This is a genomic window from Pseudomonas oryzihabitans, from assembly GCF_032027545.1.
GTDB classification, from domain to species: Bacteria; Pseudomonadota; Gammaproteobacteria; order Pseudomonadales; family Pseudomonadaceae; genus Chryseomonas; species Chryseomonas oryzihabitans_F.
In genome coordinates, this window is the sequence record NZ_JAVSJB010000001.1 from 533,596 (window position 1) to 549,848 (window position 16,253).

Consider the following 16,253-nt stretch of genomic DNA (forward strand, 5'->3'; position numbering starts at 1 on the left):
GAGCTGCACATGAGCCAAGACTGGGATGCCGGACGCCTGGACAGTGATCTCGAGGGCGCGGCCTTCGAGACCTTGGCGGTGCGGGCCGGGCAGCAGCGCTCGCCGGAAGGCGAGCACGGCGAGGCGCTGTTCCTGACCAGCAGCTATGTGTTCCGGACCGCCGCCGATGCGGCGGCACGGTTCGCCGGCGAGGTGCCGGGCAACGTCTATTCGCGCTACACCAACCCCACGGTGCGCACCTTCGAGACCCGCATCGCGGCCCTCGAAGGCGCCGAGCAGGCGGTGGCCACCGCCTCGGGCATGTCAGCCATCCTGGCCATGGTGATGAGCCTGTGCAGCGCCGGTGACCACGTGCTGGTCTCGCGCAGCGTGTTCGGCTCCACCATCAGCCTGTTCGAGAAGTACTTCAAGCGCTTCGGCATCGAGGTGGACTATCCGCCGTTGGCCGATCTCGAGGCCTGGCGGACGGCCTGCAAGCCCAACACCCGGCTGTTCTTCGTCGAGTCGCCGTCCAACCCCCTGGCCGAGCTGGTGGACATCGCCGCCCTGGCCGAGATCGCCCAGGCCCAGGGCGCGCTGCTGGCAGTGGACAACTGCTTCTGCACCCCGGCGCTGCAAAGGCCGCTGGCGCTGGGTGCCGATATCGTCATCCATTCGGCGACCAAGTACATCGATGGCCAGGGCCGCGGCATGGGTGGCGTGGTGGCCGGCCGGGCCGAGCAGATGAAGGAGGTGGTGGGCTTCCTGCGCACCGCCGGGCCGACCCTCAGCCCCTTCAATGCCTGGCTGTTCCTCAAGGGCCTGGAGACCCTGAAGATCCGCATGCAGGCCCACAGCCAGACCGCGCTGGAGCTGGCGCGCTGGCTGGAAGGGCAGCCGGGTATCGAGCGCGTCCACTACGCCGGCCTGGAAAGCCATCCGCAGCACGACCTGGCCCGCCGCCAGCAGTCGGCTTTCGGCGCGGTGGTGAGTTTCGAGGTGGCGGGCGGGCGTGACGCCGCCTGGCGCTTCATCGATGCCACCCGGATGATCTCCATCACCACCAACCTGGGTGATACCAAGACCACCATCGCCCACCCGGCGACCACTTCGCACGGGCGGCTGTCACCGGCCGAGCGGGCCAATGCCGGGATCCGCGACAGCCTGATCCGGGTTGCCGTGGGTCTGGAAGACCTGGGTGACCTGCAGCAGGACCTGGCCCGCGGACTGGCGGCGCTATGAGTCTGCTGTTCGCACCGGTGGAGCCGCGGGTCGCTCTGGTCACGGGCGCGGCCCGGGGCATCGGCCTCGGCATCGCCGCCTGGCTGATCGCCGAGGGCTGGCGCGTGGTGATAGCCGACGTCGAGCAGGCACGCGGTGCCAAGGTGGCGGAGGCCCTCGGCGAGCGGGCCTGGTTCGTCGCCCTGGACGTGGCGGACGAGACCCAGGTGGAGGCCGCTGTCGCCCAGGTGATCGGCCAGTTCGGTCGCCTGGATGCCCTGGTCAACAACGCCGGGCTCGCCGCGGCGCAAGGCCAGCCGTTGGAAAGCCTGTCGTTCGGCGAATGGCGCCGGGTACTCGGGGTCAATCTGGATGGCCCCATGCTCCTGGCCAAGCATTGCGCGCCTTACCTGCGTGAACAGCAGGGTGCCATCGTCAACATCGCCTCGACTCGCGCCCAGCAGTCCGAGCCGCACAGCGAAGCCTATGCCGCGAGCAAGGGCGGATTGCTCGCCCTGACCCATGCCCTGGCCATCAGCCTGGGGCCGGAGGTGCGGGTGAATGCACTCTGTCCGGGCTGGATCGACGCGCGCGATCCCCATGAGCGTGAAGCCGAACCGCTGTCGGCCGCCGATCACGGACAGCATCCGGTCGGGCGGGTAGGGACGGTCGAGGACGTGGCGGCCTGCGTGGCCTGGTTGCTTGGCGGCAATGCCGGCTTCATCACCGGCGAAGCCATCACCCTGGACGGCGGCATGACCCGCAAGATGATCTACGCCGACTAGCGCTCAAAGTCTGCTGCGCGTCGGCCAAACTGCGTTGAAAAGACCTTCGGAATGCTCATTTACCACTCGTAAACTCCGCTTCCTCAGGTCTTTTCGCCTTGTTTGGCTCTAGCTCGCGAGCCTTTGAGCAGGCTTTCGTGAAAAATAAAACTGGAAAAATCCTTGACGGATCAAGGGGCTACGAGCAGAATGCGCGTCACCCGAAGGGGATGGCTGATTAGCTCAGCTGGGAGAGCACCTGCATCACACGCAGGGGGTCGGCGGTTCGATCCCGTCATCAGCCACCAATCTCCTCGGGAAGTGTTCCGCAAGGTACACGCACTGCGCGGCGGTAGTTCAGTCGGTTAGAATACCGGCCTGTCACGCCGGGGGTCGCGGGTTCGAGTCCCGTCCGCCGCGCCACATATCTCACTTCAGGCCCTCTGAACTGCCTGAACGAGACGAAGAAAGCTGCCCAAGGGCAGCTTTTTTTGTGCCTGGAGAAAAGCGGGGGAACGGCTCAGGCGGTGCACCTATCCCTCATCCGGCCGCTGCGGCCGAGACCGCCTAGTGTGGTGTTTCAGAAGTTCGCGCAGAAATTGGCGAGTGATTTTTTGGCGGGGCTAGGCGCCGCGACGAGTCATGGCAGGGCTATGACGAGGAGTGGCAACAACGCCCACGCCGAAAAAACGCCGCCAAAATCGTGCAGTTAATTTCTGAAACACCACACTAGCGCGCGCGACCGAACAACTCCACCAGCACGCCGCGCAGCCAGCGGTTGCCGGCATCCTGGTGATAACGGGCGTGCCAGTGCTGCTTGACCGTGAAGCCCTCGATGGGCACCGGACATTCCAGGACCCGCAGGCCGTAGGTGGTGGCCAGCGTCTGGCCGATGTGGCGCGGCAGGGTCACCAGCAGGTCGGTGCTCTGGATCACCGCGCCGACGCCCAGGAAGCCGGGCAATTCCAGCACGATCCGGCGTTTCGTCTGCGCCCGCACCAGGCCGGCGTCCAGCAGTTTCTGGCCGGTACCGGCGCTGACCTGGACATGGCCTTCGCGCTGGTAGTCCGAGATCGTCAGGCGGCCGTCGACGCGAGGGTGCGTCGGGCCGGCCAGGCACACCCAATCCTGGGGAAACAGCACCTGCTGGTAGATGCCGCCGCCCAGCCAGGGAATGAAGCCGATGGCCAGGTCCGCTTCGCCGATCTCCAGCGCCTGCTCGGTGTGGCCATCGATCCGTGCCAGCTCCAGGCGTACCCCCGGGGCAATCTCGCGCAACCGCTCCAGCAGGCGCGGCAGCAGGGTGATATGGCTGGCGTCGCTCAGGCAGAGGCGAAACAGCCGTTGGGCGGTCGCCGGATCGAAGGCGACTTCCCAGTCCACCAGGCGGCGCAGGGATTCCAGCACTTCCCGGCAGGGGGTGATCAGCGCCTCGGCCTGGGGCGTAGGCTTCATGCCGCCGGGGGTGCGCACGAACAGCGGATCGCGCAGCTGCTGGCGCAGCTTGCTCAGCCAGAGGCTGATGGTGGGCTGGCTCTGGCCCAGCTGTTCGGCGGCCCGGGTGACGCTACCGGTGTTGTAGAGCACCTCGAACAGCAGCAGTAGCTTGGGTTCCGGCAGGCCGTCGCTGGCTGGCATTATCAGAATTCCTGATGGGCGAATTGAGTTCATTGTATAGCTCAACATCGCGGCTCGGCCTAGGGTAGGGGCTCAACAAGGAGCCCTGATCCCATGAGAATCTGCATCCTCGGCGCTGGCGCGCTGGGCAGTACCTTCGGTGCCTGGCTGAGCGAAGCGGGGCACGACACCTGGCTGCTTAACCGGCCCAATGCCCATATCGATGCCATCGGCCGGGACGGCCTGGAGATCGAGACGCCCGACGGCAGTCGCCGGGTACCGGTTCGGGCTGCGGTGGCCGCCGAGGCCATCGGCGTGGTCGATCTGGTGGTGGTGCTGGTCAAGTCCTTCGCCACCGCGGAGGCCATGACCCAGGCGCTGGCGCTGGTCGGTCCCCATACCCTGGTGCTTTCGCTGCAGAACGGCCTGGGTCATGAAGAGCTGCTGGCCGAGATCGTCGGCCGCGAGCGGGTGATCGCCGGCAAGACCTATGTCGGCGGCGTACTGCTTGGACCGGGGCGGATCCGCAGCGGGGTGGCGGGCAAGCAGACCCTCATCGGCGAACTCGACGGCCAGGTCACGCCGCGGGTCCAGGCGGTCGCCGAGGCCTTCGGCGGCGCGGGCCTCGCCACCACGGTCAGCGCCAACATCCGCGGCACCCTGTGGGACAAGCTACAGGTGAACGTCGCCACCGGGGCCCTCACCGGCATCACCCAGCTCACCTACGGCCAGCTCTACAGCGAGCCGCTGCTGCGCGACATCGCCTTGCAGGCGGTGGCCGAAGCCATCGCGGTGGCCCGCGCCGCCGGGGTCGAGCTGGGGCTGCAGGAGCCGGAAGCGGCCTGGCAACTGGCCCGCGAGGGGCTGGCGCCGTCGTTCAAGACCTCCATGCTGCAGAGCCTGCAGAAGGGCTCCATCACTGAAATTGACTTCATCAATGGCGCGGTGGTGCGGCTCGGCCAGCAGTACCGCGTACCGACCCCGGTCAACGCCACGCTGGTCGCCTGCATCAAGGGCATCGAGCGGGCCATGGCCGACCGACAACAAGAGGACGCCAAACCATGAGCATTCCCAAGGCCTATCTGGAACACGTGGCCATCTGGGTGAAGGATATCCACTGGCACATCCGCTTCTTCCACGAGGTATTCGGCATGACCCTGCGTGAGGTCCACGGCACCCTGGAGGAGCCCACCCAGTACTGGACGCTGGGCGGCATGCAGTTCATGAGCAAGCCGGACTTCGCCGGCCCCGAGGGGCGCCTGGGCCACCTGGGGCTGATGTGTGAGGACGTCGACGCCGCCCTGGCCGCCGCCCGCCGCTTCGCGGGTGTGGAGGAAATGCCCCAGGGCCATAACTGGCTGCGCCTGCCCGATGGCCTGGCGCTGGAATTCATCCAGGCCGTGCCTGCCCGCGCCGTGCACGAAGCCCTGGCCGTCAACGCCCGGCAAACCGAGTGACAGCGACCATGACCCTACAAGAAAAATACTTCGAGGACGCCCGCGAGGGCGACGAGGCGATCACGCCGAGCTACCAGGTCACCAAGGAACGCATCCTGGCCTATGCCGACCTCACCGGCGACCACACGCCGGTCCACGTCGACGAGGACTATGCCAACGCCAGTCACTTCGGCGGCCTGGTCGCCCATGGCCTGATGGGGTTGTCCATCGCCGATGGGCTGAAGACCCAGTGCGACTATCGCTTCCTGCCGGGGATGTCGCTGGGCTGGACCTGGGATTTCCTGCTGCCGATTCGGGTTGGCGACGAGCTGCACGTGAAGCTGCGCGTCGGCGCCATGCGTCCGAGCAAGAGCAAGCCGGGCTGGGGCATCGTAGTGTTGCCGTCCGAGCTGATCAACCAGAAGGGCGAGGTCGTCCAGCGCGGCGAGCACCGGCTGATGGTGCCGCGGCGGGAGGGCGCCGTATGAGCCAGCCACTGCCCCTGCAAGGCCTAAGGGTCATCGACTACAGCCACTTCCTCGCCGGCCCCTACGTGGGACGCTGCCTGGCGGCGCTGGGCGCCGAGGTGATCAAGGTGGAACGACCCGGCAGCGGCGATGCCGGTCGCCAGCACGCCTTCGTCCTGGATGACCAGCAGAGCGGCTATTTCCTGCAACTCAACATGGGCAAGCAGGGCGTCAGCGTCAACATGAAGGACCCGCGCGGCAAGGCCTTCATGCAGCAGCTGTGCGACAGCGCCGACGTCTTCATCGAGAACTACCGCCCCGGCGCCCTGGACAAGCTGGGGCTGGGCTACGCGGAGCTGTCCGCGCGCAATCCGCGGCTGGTGTACTGCTCGATTTCCGCCTACGGCCATACCGGCCCCGACGCCCATCGCGCCGGCTTCGGGCTGATCGCCGAGGCCAAGAGCGGCATCATGCAGATGGTCGGCACCCCGGGCGAGGCGCCGCCGCTGCTGCGCATCTCCCTGGGCGACATGTACACCGGCGCCCATGCGGTGGCCGCCATCAACGCGGCGCTGCTCGGCCGGGTCAACAGTGGCCGTGGCCAGCACATCGACATGGCGCTGTACGACACCCTGGTGTCCATGCACGAGTACGCCGTGCAGTGCTACACCCTGTCCGGCGGCGAGATCCTGCCGCAGCAGACCGGCCACGACATGCCCACCTCGACCCTCTATGGGGTGTTCCGCGCCCAGGACGGCGACCTGGTGATCGCCGCCCAGGTGGACGACTCCTGGAAGCGCTTCGCCGCGCTGGTGGAACGGGATGCGGGCAAGCCGGGTTTCGGCAGCGATGTTCGCTTCCACACTTCCACCGGCCGCAACGCCCACCGCGAAGCCATCCTGCCCATCGTCAAGGCCTGGGTGGCGGCCAATCCCGTCGCGCGGCTGCTGGCGCTGCTCGACGAGATCGATGTGCCCTGCGCCAAGGTGCAGCGCATCGACGAGGTGATCGAGGATCCGCAGATCAAGGCGCGCGGCATGATCCAGGAGCAGCAGCATCCGCGCTTCGGTACCCTGCGGATGCCCAATCTGCCGTTCCGCTTTTCCGAGTGCGACACCACCATCAACCAGGTGGCGCCGGATCTCGGTGAACACAACGCCGCCGTGGCCCAGAGCCTGGGCTATAGCGCGGCAGACATCGCCCGGCTGCAGGCCGACGGCGTGCTGTTCAGCCAGGAGCCCTCCGCATGACCGACCACTACGCGGTGATCGGCCGCCCGATCAATCACACCAAGTCGCCCCTCATCCATGGCCTGTTCGCCAGCACCACCGGGCAGGAGCTGGAATACGGCGCCATCGAAGGCTCGCTGGAGGATTTCGCCGGTGACGTGCAACGTTTTCGCACCCAGGGCGGGCGGGGCCTAAACATCACGGCGCCCTTCAAGCTGCAGGCCTTCCAGCTGGCCACCGAGCCCAGCGAGCGGGCGCGCCTGGCCAAGGCGGCCAATGCGCTGAAGTTCGAGGGTGAGCGGGTGCTGGCGGAGAACTTCGACGGCATCGGCCTGCTGCGCGACATCGAGGTCAACCTCGGCCAGCCCCTGGCTGGCAAGCGCGTACTGCTGCTGGGCGCGGGCGGTGCGGTGCGCGGGGCGCTATTGCCCTTCCTCGCGGCCGGGCCGGAGGCGCTGGTGATGGTCAATCGCGATGGGCAGAAGGCCGCAGGGCTTGCCCAGGAGATCGATCATCCGCTGCTCAGCGTGCGCAGCTACGAGGCGTTGGTGGGGGAGCGCTTCGACCTGGTGATCAACGCCACCTCGGCCAGCCTGGTCGGCGAATTGCCGCCGGTACCGGAGGGCGTCTTCGCCCGGGCGGCGCTGGCCTACGAGCTGGCCTATGGCAAGGGGCTGACGCCCTTCCTGCACCTGGCGCAGGAGCAAGGCGTGGCGCAGTTGGCCGATGGCGTGGGCATGCTGGTGGAACAGGCTGCGGAAGCCTTCGCCTGGTGGCGCGGCGTGCGCCCCGAGACCCGGCCGGTCATCGACCGGCTGACCATCCCCCTGACCTGAGTGGACCCATGAAGATCCTGATGCTGCACGGTATCAACCACAACATGTTCGGCAAGCGCGATCCGGTGCAGTACGGCACCGTGACCCTGGCCGAGATCGACGCCACCCTGGCGGCCCTGGGCGCTGAACTCGGCGTCGAGGTGGAGAGTTTCCAGAGCAATCACGAAGGGGATATCGTCGAGCGAATCCACCTCGGGTTCGAAGAGGGCGTCGCCGGGGTGCTGATCAACGCGGGGGCCTGGACCCACTACAGCTATGGCATCCGCGACGCCCTGGCGATCCTCACCGTGCCGGTGGTGGAGCTGCACATGTCCAACATCCATGCGCGGGAGAGCTTCCGCCACCACTCGGTGTTCGCCGAAATCGTGCTGGGGCAGATCGCCGGCTTCGGGGTGGACAGCTACCTGCTGGGCCTGCGCGCGGTGGTCAGCACGGCGACTCGCCAGCAGGGCTAGTCGCACCCGCGACGACGAGGTGCGTATCCCTGGCGGCTCGAAGAGCGGCTAACAAAACGTCGCGAGCGGCTGTCAGGCGGGCGCGCGCGGCGCGCAGGAACCGGAGTGTACGAGTGGTACATGAGGATTCCGAGCACTGCACGCGCCCGTCTGGCGGACGCGCAGTAGTTTTGTTAGCTGCTCTTAGCCGGGATAATGGCGGCCAATTAGTCTGCCGTCCGGAACGCTGTACATGGAAATCAAGGTCAATTTTCTCGACAACCTGAGGCTCGAGGCCAAGTTCGACGACTTCTCGGTGATCGCCGATCAGCCCATCCGCTACAAGGGCGATGGCTCGGCCCCGGGGCCCTTCGACTATTTCCTGGCGTCCTCGGCGCTCTGCGCGGCCTATTTCGTCAAGCTCTACTGCCAGACCCGCGACATCCCCACCGACAACATTCGCCTGGCGCAGAGCAACATCGTCGACCCGGAGAATCGCTACAAGCAGACCTTCAAGGTCCAGGTCGAGCTGCCCGCCGATCTCTCCGACAAGGACCGCCAGGGCATCTTGAGATCCATCGACCGTTGCACGGTGAAGAAGGCGGTGCAGGCTGGTCCAGACTTCATCATCGAGGCGGTGGAAAGCCTGGACGCCGATGCCCAGGCGCTGCTGCTGCCTAGCGACACCGGCAGCCAGACCTACATCCCCGGCAAGGACCGGCCGCTGGAAGAGACCATCGCCAAGCTCTCCGGCATCCTCGCCGAGCTGGGTATGAAGGTGGAGATCGCTTCCTGGCGCAACATCGTGCCCAACGTCTGGTCGTTGCACCTGCGCGATGTGCAGTCGGCGCTGTGCTTCACCAATGGCAAGGGCGCGACCAAGGAAGCGGCCCTGGCCTCGGCGCTGGGCGAATTCATCGAGCGGCTCAACTGCAACTTCTTCTACAACGACCAGTACTGGGGCGAGGCCATCGGCAATGCCGCCTTCGTCCACCATCCGGCGGAGCGCTGGTTCCAGCCCGGGCCCAAGGATGCGCTGCCCCGGGAAATCCTCGACCGCCATTGCCGCAAGATCTACGACCCGGAAGGCGAGTTGCGTGCCTCGCACCTGTACGACACCAACTCCGGCAACCCGGCGCGTGGCATCTGCGCGCTGCCCTTCGTGCGCCAGTCCGATGGCGAGGTGGTGTACTTCCCCTCGAACCTGATCGAGAACCTCTACCTCAGCAACGGCATGAGCGCCGGCAATACCCTGGCCGAAGCCCAGGTGCAGTGCCTGTCGGAGATCTTCGAGCGAGCGGTGAAGCGCGAGATCCTCGAAGGCGAGCTGGCGCTGCCGGACGTGCCCGAAGCGGTGCTGGCACGCTATCCCGCCATCGTCGAGGGTATCCGCGGCCTGGAAGCCCAGGGTTTCCCGGTGCTGGTCAAGGATGCTTCCCTGGGCGGTGAATTCCCGGTGATGTGCGTGACCCTGATGAATCCGCGCACCGGCGGGGTGTTCGCGTCCTTCGGTGCCCACCCACGGCTGGAGATCGCCCTGGAGCGCAGCCTTACCGAGCTGCTGCAGGGCCGCAGCTTCGAGGGCCTCAACGACCTGCCGCAGCCGACCTTCGAAAGCCAGGCGCTGATGGAGCCGAACAACTTCGTCGAACACTTCATCGATTCCAGCGGCCTGGTCTCCTGGCGCTTCTTCAGCGCCAAGGCCGATCATGACTTCGTCGACTGGGACTTTTCCAGTGAGGGAGAAGACGCCACCGCCCAGGAAGCCGCCACCCTGTTCGGCATCCTCGCCGAGCGGGACCTGGAGGCCTACATGGCGGTGTACGAGGAGCTGGGCGCACCGGCCTGCCGCATCCTGGTACCCGGCTATTCGGAGATCTATCCGGTCGAGGACCTGATCTGGGACAACACCAACAAGGCCCTGGCGGTGCGCGAGGACATCCTCAACCTGCACCGCCTGGACGATGCGGCCCTGGAATCCCTGTTGGAACGCCTGGACGATACCCAGGTGGACGACTACACCCGCATCGCCACCCTGATCGGCGTGGAGTTCGACGAGAACACCATCTGGGGGCAACTGACCGTGCTGGAGTTGAAGCTGCTGATCCACCTGGCGCTGCAGCAAGTCGAAGAGGCCAAGGAGGAGGTGGAGACCTTCCTGCAGTTCAACGACAACACCGTGGAGCGCGGCCTGTTCTACCAGGCGCTCAATGCGGTGCTGGAAGTGGAAATGGACGACGAGCTGGAACTAGCCGACTTCGAGGTGAACTTCCGCCGGATGTTCGGTAGCGAGCGGCTGGACGCCGCCCTGGGTTCGGTCTCCGGCGAGATACGCTTCCATGGCCTGACGCCCACCAGCCTCAAGCTGGAGGGGATCGACAAGCACCTGCGGCTACTCGACAGCTATCGCAAGCTGCACGCCGCCCGGGCCAAGGCGGCTGGAATCGCGCTCTGACGTACAGCCCCGCCCGCATCTGGGCGGGGCTTATCCAGTGGTCAGCAGACCGCGATATGGGAATCCGCCCGCGGCTCGGTGCCGCCGCAGAGCACGCCGGTCTCGGGGTCGCGGACGATGATCTGGCCGCGGCCGAAGTCGGTGGAGTCGTGGGCGATCTCGATCTGGTGGCCGCGCCGGGCCAGGCCGCTGGCCAGGGCGCGGGACGCCGCCTGCTCGATGCCGACCTTCAGATCGCCCAGCCACTGCCAGCGCGGGGCGTCCAGCGCCGCCTGGGGGTTGAGGCCGAAGTCCACCAGGTTCATCACCATCTGCACATGACCCTGGGGCTGCATGTAGCCACCCATGACGCCGAAGGGGCCGATGGGCACGTCGCCCTGGGTCAGGAAGCCCGGGATGATGGTGTGGAAGGTCTGCTTGCCCGGCACCAGGGCGTTGGAATGCCCGGCATCCAGGCTGAATTCCGAACCGCGGTTCTGCAGGCCGATGCCGCTGTCGGGCAGGACCACGCCGGAGCCGAAGCCGTGGTAGGCGCTCTGGATGAAGGAGACCATGTTGCCCTCGCCATCGGCGGTGGCGATGTAGACGGTACCGCTGGCCTGGGGATCGCCATGCAGCGGCGCCTGGGCCTGGTCGGTGATCTCGGCGCGACGGCGGTCGGCGTAGGCATCGTCCAGCAGGGCGCTGGCGGCGACTCTCATGTGCTCGGGATCGGTGATGTAGTGCAGGCCGTCGGCGTAGGCCTTCTTCATGGCCTCCAGCTGGCGGTGCCAGGTGAGCTGGCTGTCACGCTGGTCGAAGTCGTAGCCCTTGAGGATGTTCAGGGTCATGAGGGCGATCAGGCCCTGGCCGCTCGGCGGGATCTCCCACACCTGATAGCCACGGTAGTCGACCTTGATCGGCTCCACCCAGCGCGGCTGGTAGCCGGCCAGGTCCGCCGCGCTCAGCTGACCGCCGCTGGCGGCGGCATGGTCGGCCAGGCGCTGGGCAAGGGCGCCGCGATAGAAGCTCTCGCACTGGGTCTGCGCCAGTTCCTCCAGGGTGCGCGCCTGGGCCGGGTTGCGGAACAGCTGGCCGGCGACGGGTGCGTTACCGTCGACGAGGAAGGTGTCGAACCAGGCCGCCAGTTCCGGTGCCTTGTCCCGGCTGGCCTGGTACTCGGCCTGGGCGATGCGCCACTGGTGGGCGACCACCGGCGATACCGGGAAGCCGTCGCGAGCCAGGGCGATGGCGGGTTCGAACAGGGTGGCGAAGGGCAGCTTGCCGAAACGACGCGACAGTTCGGCCCAGGCCGCCGGGCAGCCCGGCACCGTCACCGGCAGCCAACCGTGCACCGGCATGCGTTCGTGGCCGGCGGCCTTCACCGTGGCGATGTCCAGGCTGGCCGGGGCGTGGCCGCTGGCATCCAGCCCGTGCAACCGGTCTTTGACCCAGACCAGGGCAAAGGCGTCGCCGCCGATGGCGCAGCCGGTGGGTTCCACCACGGTGAGGGCGGCCGCGGTGGCGATGGCCGCGTCTATGGCGTTGCCGCCCTGGCGCAGCATGGCGATGCCGGCTTCCGCGGCCAGCGGCTGGGAGGTGGCGACCATGCCATTGCGCGCGAAGACGCTCTGGCGTTGGGAGGCGTAGGGGTAGTCGTGGGCGGAGAAATTCAGCATGGCAGGCTCTTCGTTTTCAATCGGGTATCGGTGCGCTTCGGCTCAGAGCACGCGACTGAGGAATTCGCGGGTGCGCGGATGAGTGGGATTGCCGAACACCTGGGCGGGCGGGCCTTCCTCGATCAGCTCGCCCTGGTGCAGCACCACCACGCGGTCGGCCACCTCGCGGGCGAAGCCCATCTCGTGGGTCACCACCACCATGGTCATGCCGTCCTCGGCCAGCTCCTTCATCACCTGCAGCACCTCGCCCACGGTTTCCGGGTCGAGGGCGCTGGTGGGTTCGTCGAACAGCATGGCCTGGGGCTTCATGGCTAGGGCGCGAGCGATGGCGACGCGTTGCTGCTGGCCGCCGGAGAGCTGGACCGGGTAATGGTCGGCCTTATCGGACAGTCGCACCCGGGCGAGCAGGGCGCGGGCCTGCTCCACGGCGGCGGCGCGGGCCACGCCGAGTACCTGGATGGGCGCTTCGATGATGTTTTCCAACACCATCATGTGCGGAAAGAGATTGAAGCGTTGGAACACCATGCCGATGTCACGACGGCGGCGGGCGATGTTGCGCTCGGAATCCCGCACTCGGGAGCCGTTGGCGCGCTCGCGAAAGCCCATCAGCTCGCCATTGACGCGGATGGTGCCGCCCTGGATGTCCTCCAGGTGGTTGAGGCAGCGGATGAAGGTGGTCTTGCCCGAGCCGGAGGCGCCGATCAGCACCACCACTTCACCCCGCTGGACGTTCAGGGACACGCCCTTGAGGATCTCCAGTTCGCCGAAGGCCTTGTAGACCGCCTCCGCCTGGATGATGGGATCTTGCAGCTTGGTCATGATCAGCGTCCCCTTAGCTTGAAGCCTTGCAGGCTGAACAGGCGCCCCGTGGCCGTGGGCCGCGGGCCGTCGGACTTGCCGAAGCGGCGCTCCAGCCAACTCTGGAAGAAGCCCCAGAGGGTGGTCAGCACCAGGAAGTAGATGGCTACCACCAGGTACAGCTCGAAGACGCGGAAGGTCGCCGAGGTGATCATCTGGGTGCTGAGCAACAGCTCCTGCACCCCGATGACGCTGACCAGCGTGGTGTTCTTGAGCATCACGTTGAACTCGTTGCCCAGCGGCGGAATGATCACCCGCAGGGCCTGGGGCAGCACGATGCGGCGCATCAGCTTGGCCGGGGTCATGCCCAGGGAGCGGGCCGCCTCGTACTGGCCGCGATCCACCGCACCGATGCCGGCGCGGATGATCTCGGCCATGTAGGCGCCCTCGTTCAGCGCCAGGGCGATGATCGCCGCCTGGACGTTACCGGGGATCACCAGGAACCCCAGGTCCAGGTCCTCGAAGCGAAAGATGCCGCCGGCCGCCAGGGCCGTGTAGAGGAAGACGATCTGCACCAGGAGCGGCGTGCCGCGCATCAGCCAGACATAGAAGCGCACCGGGTATTGCAGCGCCCGGTAGCGCGACAGCCGTGCCAGCGCCGCCAGCAGGCCAAGCACGCAGCCCAGCAGCATGGCGCCGACGGCGATGACGCAGGTCAGGCCGAGGCCGTAGAGGTAGACGTCGCTCGGGTGCAGCAGGTACTGCCAGAACACATCCCAGCTGAAGTTCATCGTGGTCTTCCCTTAATCGAGCTTGTCGCCTTCCAGGTGCCACTTCGCCATGAGGGTGGCGTAGCTGCCATCGGCCTTCATGTCGGCGAGGATCTGGGTGAGGGCGGTGCTGAGCTGGGTATCGTCCTTGCGCACGCCGATGCCGGTGAGGATACGGGCGAAGGCCGGTACGCCGGTCTCGAACTGGCCGGGTGCCACGCCCTGGTAGTAGGCGGCGGTTTCCACGGTGGTGCCATAGGCGTCGGCCTGGCGCAGGCGCAGGGCCTGGAAGGCGTCGGTGTCGGTGTTGTAGGCCACCAGCTTCAGGGGCGCCTTGCCGGCTTTCTTCAGCTCTTCGCTATGTGCTTCGAGCAGGGTGCGGATGGTGGAGCCGTTGAGCACCGCCACCTTCCTGCCGCTGAGGTCGTCCAGGGTGTGGACGCCGCCCGGGTTGCCGGCGGGGACCACCACCGCCTGGCTGGAATACATGTAGTTGACGATGTCGATCACCTGGCGGCGCTCGGGCTTGTCGAACAGCTGGTCGATCAGCAGATCGCACTGGCCGGCCAGCAGCGCCGGGATCAGGCCGGAGAAGGGCACCACGCGCCAGTCGACCTGCTTATCGCCGAGGCGCTTGGCGATCTCGGCACCGAGGTCGACGGTGAGGCCCTTGGGCTTCTGGGCTTCATCGAAGAAGCCGATGGGTGGGGTATCCAGGGCGCCGCAATAGGTGATCTTGGAGGCCTTGGCCAGGCGCTCGGGGATCTGCGGGGCGGCCTGGGTGAAGCCGGCGACGAGGGTCAGGGCGAGCAAACTGCAGGAAAGCCGTTGACGGATCATGGTGTTCTCCGGAAGGACTAGGGTGGGCAGATGGGATAGCTCAGCGGAGGGGCTGGGTTCGGGTCTGGTCGCCCGATCGTTCGATGAAACTCAAGAGGTCGGGCACCGTGTCTTCGATGTGGGTGCGCAGCACTCGCTCCGCCTCGGCGGCGTCGCCCGAATACAGGGCGGCGAGGATGGGCGCGTGCTCGTCACGCGCCGACAGCGGGCGGTCGGAATGCAGCCAGAGCAGCATGTGCGGCTCGATCAGAGCGTACAGCCCGATGATCTGGCGCAGCAGTCGCGGTCGACCGGCCAGGCTGCAGAGGTATTCGTGGAAGGCGCGGTGCTGCGCCAGCCACGCAGCGGGGTCTTGTTCCTCGTCCATATCCTCCAGCAGCCGCTCCAGGCGGGTCATCTCCCGCGGGCCGACATGGGGCGTGGCCAGGCGGATCGCCAGTCCTTCGAGGACGCTGCGCATCTCGAACACCTCGCGCATGGCCTCCAGATCCAGCCCGCTGACCACGGCGCCGCGGTGCGGCCGCAAGGTCACCAGGCCCTCGGCCGCCAGGCGCTGGAAAGCGCTACGTACCGGCATGCGGCTCATGCCCAGGGTCGTCGCGATGTCCTCGGCGATCAGCCGGTCGCCGTTGCGATAGCGGCCGGCGCAGATGGCCTGCAACAGATGGCGATAGGCCTCTTCTTCAGCGCTGAGCGGCAGCGAACGGGACAGGGCAGAGAGCGGCATGATTTGGCTTCCTGGATTTTTGTATCCAATCTGACACGGCAAGGGTCGTGCCAGAATCCGGAAGCCAGGGATGACGGGAGGGAAGGCGGCTGTCGTTGGAAAGGGGTGTTACGAATTGCACTGTCTTGGAGCGAAAAGAGCGCAATTCGTGACAGTAGTTACCCATAACAGGGCGTTGCAGAGCGGTTCAGTCCAGCAACTGGCCGTCGGCAGCGAAGAAGGGATAAGGCCCGGGATAGTCGCCCAGGGGCAGGTGGTGGGTGACCAGCGCCTCATCGGCCCAGCGATGCAGCAACAGACCCGCCGGCTCCAGGCGGAAGCGCGACGGTGCCGCCTCGCGCAGGTCCAGCTCGACCTGGTGCGAGACGCCCGGGCAGACGCAGGCCAGGGTGCCGCCGAAGCGCCGCTGGATCAGCCGGTGCAGGTGGCCGCAGAGCAGTCGCTCCACCTGGGGATGGCGGCGGACCACCGCTTCCAGTTCGGCGCCGCCTTGGAGGCCGATGCGGTCCATGTGGCCGATGCCGACCGGGAAGGGCGGATGGTGCAGCAGCACCAGGGTCGGCTGCTGGGGCGCGCGGCTGAGTTGGTCGTCGAGCCAGGCCAGTTGCGCCGCATCGAGCCGGCCGCCGTGCTCGCCGGGAATATGGGTGTCCAGCCCGATCAGCCGCAGCGGGCCGCAGTCCTGTTGCCAGTCCAGGGGGCCCTGGGGCGGCAGATAGGGGTGGTCGGCGAAGGCGGCGCGCAGGGCGGCGCGGTCATCGTGATTGCCGGGGATGACGAAGAAGGGCATGGTCAGCTCGGCCAGCACCTCGCGCAGGGTGGCGTACTCCCCGGGGGTGCCGAAGTCCACCAGATCGCCGGTGATGACCAGGGCGTCGGGGCGCGGTTGCAGAGCGTTGAGGCGGTCCACCGCGGTGCGCAGGGCACCCAGGGTATCGACCACCCCGTAGGACAGCCGGCCGCCGGCCTTGATGTGCAGGTCGCTGAGCTGGGCCAGCAGGAAAGGCGCGTGCATGGGGTGT

16 protein-coding genes, 2 tRNA genes and 1 other RNA gene are annotated in these 16,253 nt (G+C 67.0%); 11 read left to right on the forward strand and 8 right to left on the reverse strand.

Going from position 1 to position 16,253, the window contains the following annotated elements:
• Nucleotides 1-9 precede the first annotated feature (9 nt).
• The 4 genes from RND78_RS02315 to RND78_RS02330 all read left to right on the forward strand — a co-directional run bounded on the left by RND78_RS02315 (nucleotide 10) and on the right by RND78_RS02330 (nucleotide 2,387).
• Nucleotides 10-1,221 (forward strand): O-succinylhomoserine sulfhydrylase, encoded by a 1,212-nt coding sequence (locus tag RND78_RS02315; protein WP_312725703.1) that lies wholly within the window; start codon nucleotides 10-12, stop codon nucleotides 1,219-1,221.
• Entirely contained in the window at nucleotides 1,218-1,985 is a 768-nt protein-coding gene (locus RND78_RS02320) for an SDR family oxidoreductase (RefSeq protein ID WP_312725705.1), read from the forward strand. Before RND78_RS02315 ends, RND78_RS02320 begins: the two co-directional genes overlap by 4 nt.
• 211 nt (nucleotides 1,986-2,196) lie before the next feature.
• Nucleotides 2,197-2,272: transfer RNA gene (locus RND78_RS02325), tRNA-Val, on the forward strand.
• Between the two features lie 38 nt (nucleotides 2,273-2,310).
• A tRNA-Asp gene (locus RND78_RS02330) sits at nucleotides 2,311-2,387 on the forward strand.
• Nucleotides 2,388-2,693: 306 nt separating this feature from the next.
• Here RND78_RS02330 and RND78_RS02335 read toward each other — a convergent pair.
• Nucleotides 2,694-3,602 carry a LysR family transcriptional regulator gene (locus RND78_RS02335; RefSeq protein WP_312725708.1) on the reverse strand — a complete coding sequence of 303 codons (909 nt, stop codon included), beginning with the start codon at nucleotides 3,600-3,602 and terminating at the stop codon, nucleotides 2,694-2,696.
• Nucleotides 3,603-3,695: 93 nt separating this feature from the next.
• Between RND78_RS02335 and RND78_RS02340 the strand changes: the two genes are divergently transcribed.
• From RND78_RS02340 to aroQ, 6 genes are read left to right on the forward strand one after another with little or no spacing between them, the layout of a single operon-like run.
• Nucleotides 3,696-4,646, forward strand: a complete 951-nt coding sequence (locus tag RND78_RS02340) for a 2-dehydropantoate 2-reductase (protein WP_312725711.1) — start codon at nucleotides 3,696-3,698, stop codon at nucleotides 4,644-4,646.
• Nucleotides 4,643-5,038 (forward strand): VOC family protein, encoded by a 396-nt coding sequence (locus RND78_RS02345; RefSeq protein ID WP_312725714.1) that lies wholly within the window; start codon nucleotides 4,643-4,645, stop codon nucleotides 5,036-5,038. The genes RND78_RS02340 and RND78_RS02345 overlap by 4 nt, the downstream gene beginning before the upstream one ends.
• 8 nt (nucleotides 5,039-5,046) lie before the next feature.
• Nucleotides 5,047-5,505, forward strand: coding sequence for a MaoC family dehydratase (locus tag RND78_RS02350; protein ID WP_312725717.1), 459 nt, complete (start codon nucleotides 5,047-5,049; stop codon nucleotides 5,503-5,505).
• Nucleotides 5,502-6,734, forward strand: a complete 1,233-nt coding sequence (locus RND78_RS02355) for a CoA transferase (protein WP_312725720.1) — start codon at nucleotides 5,502-5,504, stop codon at nucleotides 6,732-6,734. Before RND78_RS02350 ends, RND78_RS02355 begins: the two co-directional genes overlap by 4 nt.
• The gene (aroE, locus tag RND78_RS02360) at nucleotides 6,731-7,549 is read left to right on the forward strand and encodes a shikimate dehydrogenase (protein ID WP_312725723.1); all 819 of its coding nucleotides are present in this window, start codon (nucleotides 6,731-6,733) and stop codon (nucleotides 7,547-7,549) included. Before RND78_RS02355 ends, aroE begins: the two co-directional genes overlap by 4 nt.
• An 8-nt stretch (nucleotides 7,550-7,557) precedes the next feature.
• Nucleotides 7,558-8,004, forward strand: a complete 447-nt coding sequence (gene aroQ / locus RND78_RS02365) for a type II 3-dehydroquinate dehydratase (RefSeq protein ID WP_312725726.1) — start codon at nucleotides 7,558-7,560, stop codon at nucleotides 8,002-8,004.
• Nucleotides 8,005-8,050: 46 nt separating this feature from the next.
• On the opposite strand, the gene RND78_RS02370 is transcribed toward aroQ, so the two are convergent.
• A non-coding RNA gene (locus RND78_RS02370) (sX9 sRNA) lies at nucleotides 8,051-8,126 on the reverse strand.
• 110 nt (nucleotides 8,127-8,236) lie between these two features.
• On the opposite strand from RND78_RS02370, the gene RND78_RS02375 reads away from it, so the two are divergent.
• The gene (locus tag RND78_RS02375) at nucleotides 8,237-10,438 is read left to right on the forward strand and encodes an OsmC domain/YcaO domain-containing protein (RefSeq protein ID WP_312725729.1); all 2,202 of its coding nucleotides are present in this window, start codon (nucleotides 8,237-8,239) and stop codon (nucleotides 10,436-10,438) included.
• A gap of 41 nt (nucleotides 10,439-10,479) precedes the next feature.
• On the opposite strand, the gene RND78_RS02380 is transcribed toward RND78_RS02375, so the two are convergent.
• The 6 genes from RND78_RS02380 to RND78_RS02405 all read right to left on the reverse strand — a co-directional run bounded on the left by RND78_RS02380 (nucleotide 10,480) and on the right by RND78_RS02405 (nucleotide 16,246).
• Entirely contained in the window at nucleotides 10,480-12,096 is a 1,617-nt protein-coding gene (locus RND78_RS02380) for a gamma-glutamyltransferase family protein (RefSeq protein ID WP_312725732.1), read from the reverse strand.
• Between the two features lie 42 nt (nucleotides 12,097-12,138).
• The gene (locus RND78_RS02385) at nucleotides 12,139-12,915 is read right to left on the reverse strand and encodes an amino acid ABC transporter ATP-binding protein (protein ID WP_409457005.1); all 777 of its coding nucleotides are present in this window, start codon (nucleotides 12,913-12,915) and stop codon (nucleotides 12,139-12,141) included.
• 2 nt (nucleotides 12,916-12,917) lie between these two features.
• Complete coding sequence (locus tag RND78_RS02390) at nucleotides 12,918-13,685, reverse strand: amino acid ABC transporter permease (protein ID WP_312725736.1); 768 nt, start codon at nucleotides 13,683-13,685, stop codon at nucleotides 12,918-12,920.
• Nucleotides 13,686-13,697: 12 nt separating this feature from the next.
• Nucleotides 13,698-14,504 carry an ABC transporter substrate-binding protein gene (locus tag RND78_RS02395; RefSeq protein WP_312725739.1) on the reverse strand — a complete coding sequence of 269 codons (807 nt, stop codon included), beginning with the start codon at nucleotides 14,502-14,504 and terminating at the stop codon, nucleotides 13,698-13,700.
• 40 nt (nucleotides 14,505-14,544) lie between these two features.
• Nucleotides 14,545-15,231, reverse strand: coding sequence for a GntR family transcriptional regulator (locus tag RND78_RS02400; RefSeq protein ID WP_312725742.1), 687 nt, complete (start codon nucleotides 15,229-15,231; stop codon nucleotides 14,545-14,547).
• A gap of 187 nt (nucleotides 15,232-15,418) precedes the next feature.
• Nucleotides 15,419-16,246, reverse strand: coding sequence for a phosphodiesterase (locus tag RND78_RS02405; protein WP_312725745.1), 828 nt, complete (start codon nucleotides 16,244-16,246; stop codon nucleotides 15,419-15,421).
• Nucleotides 16,247-16,253 lie beyond the last annotated feature (7 nt).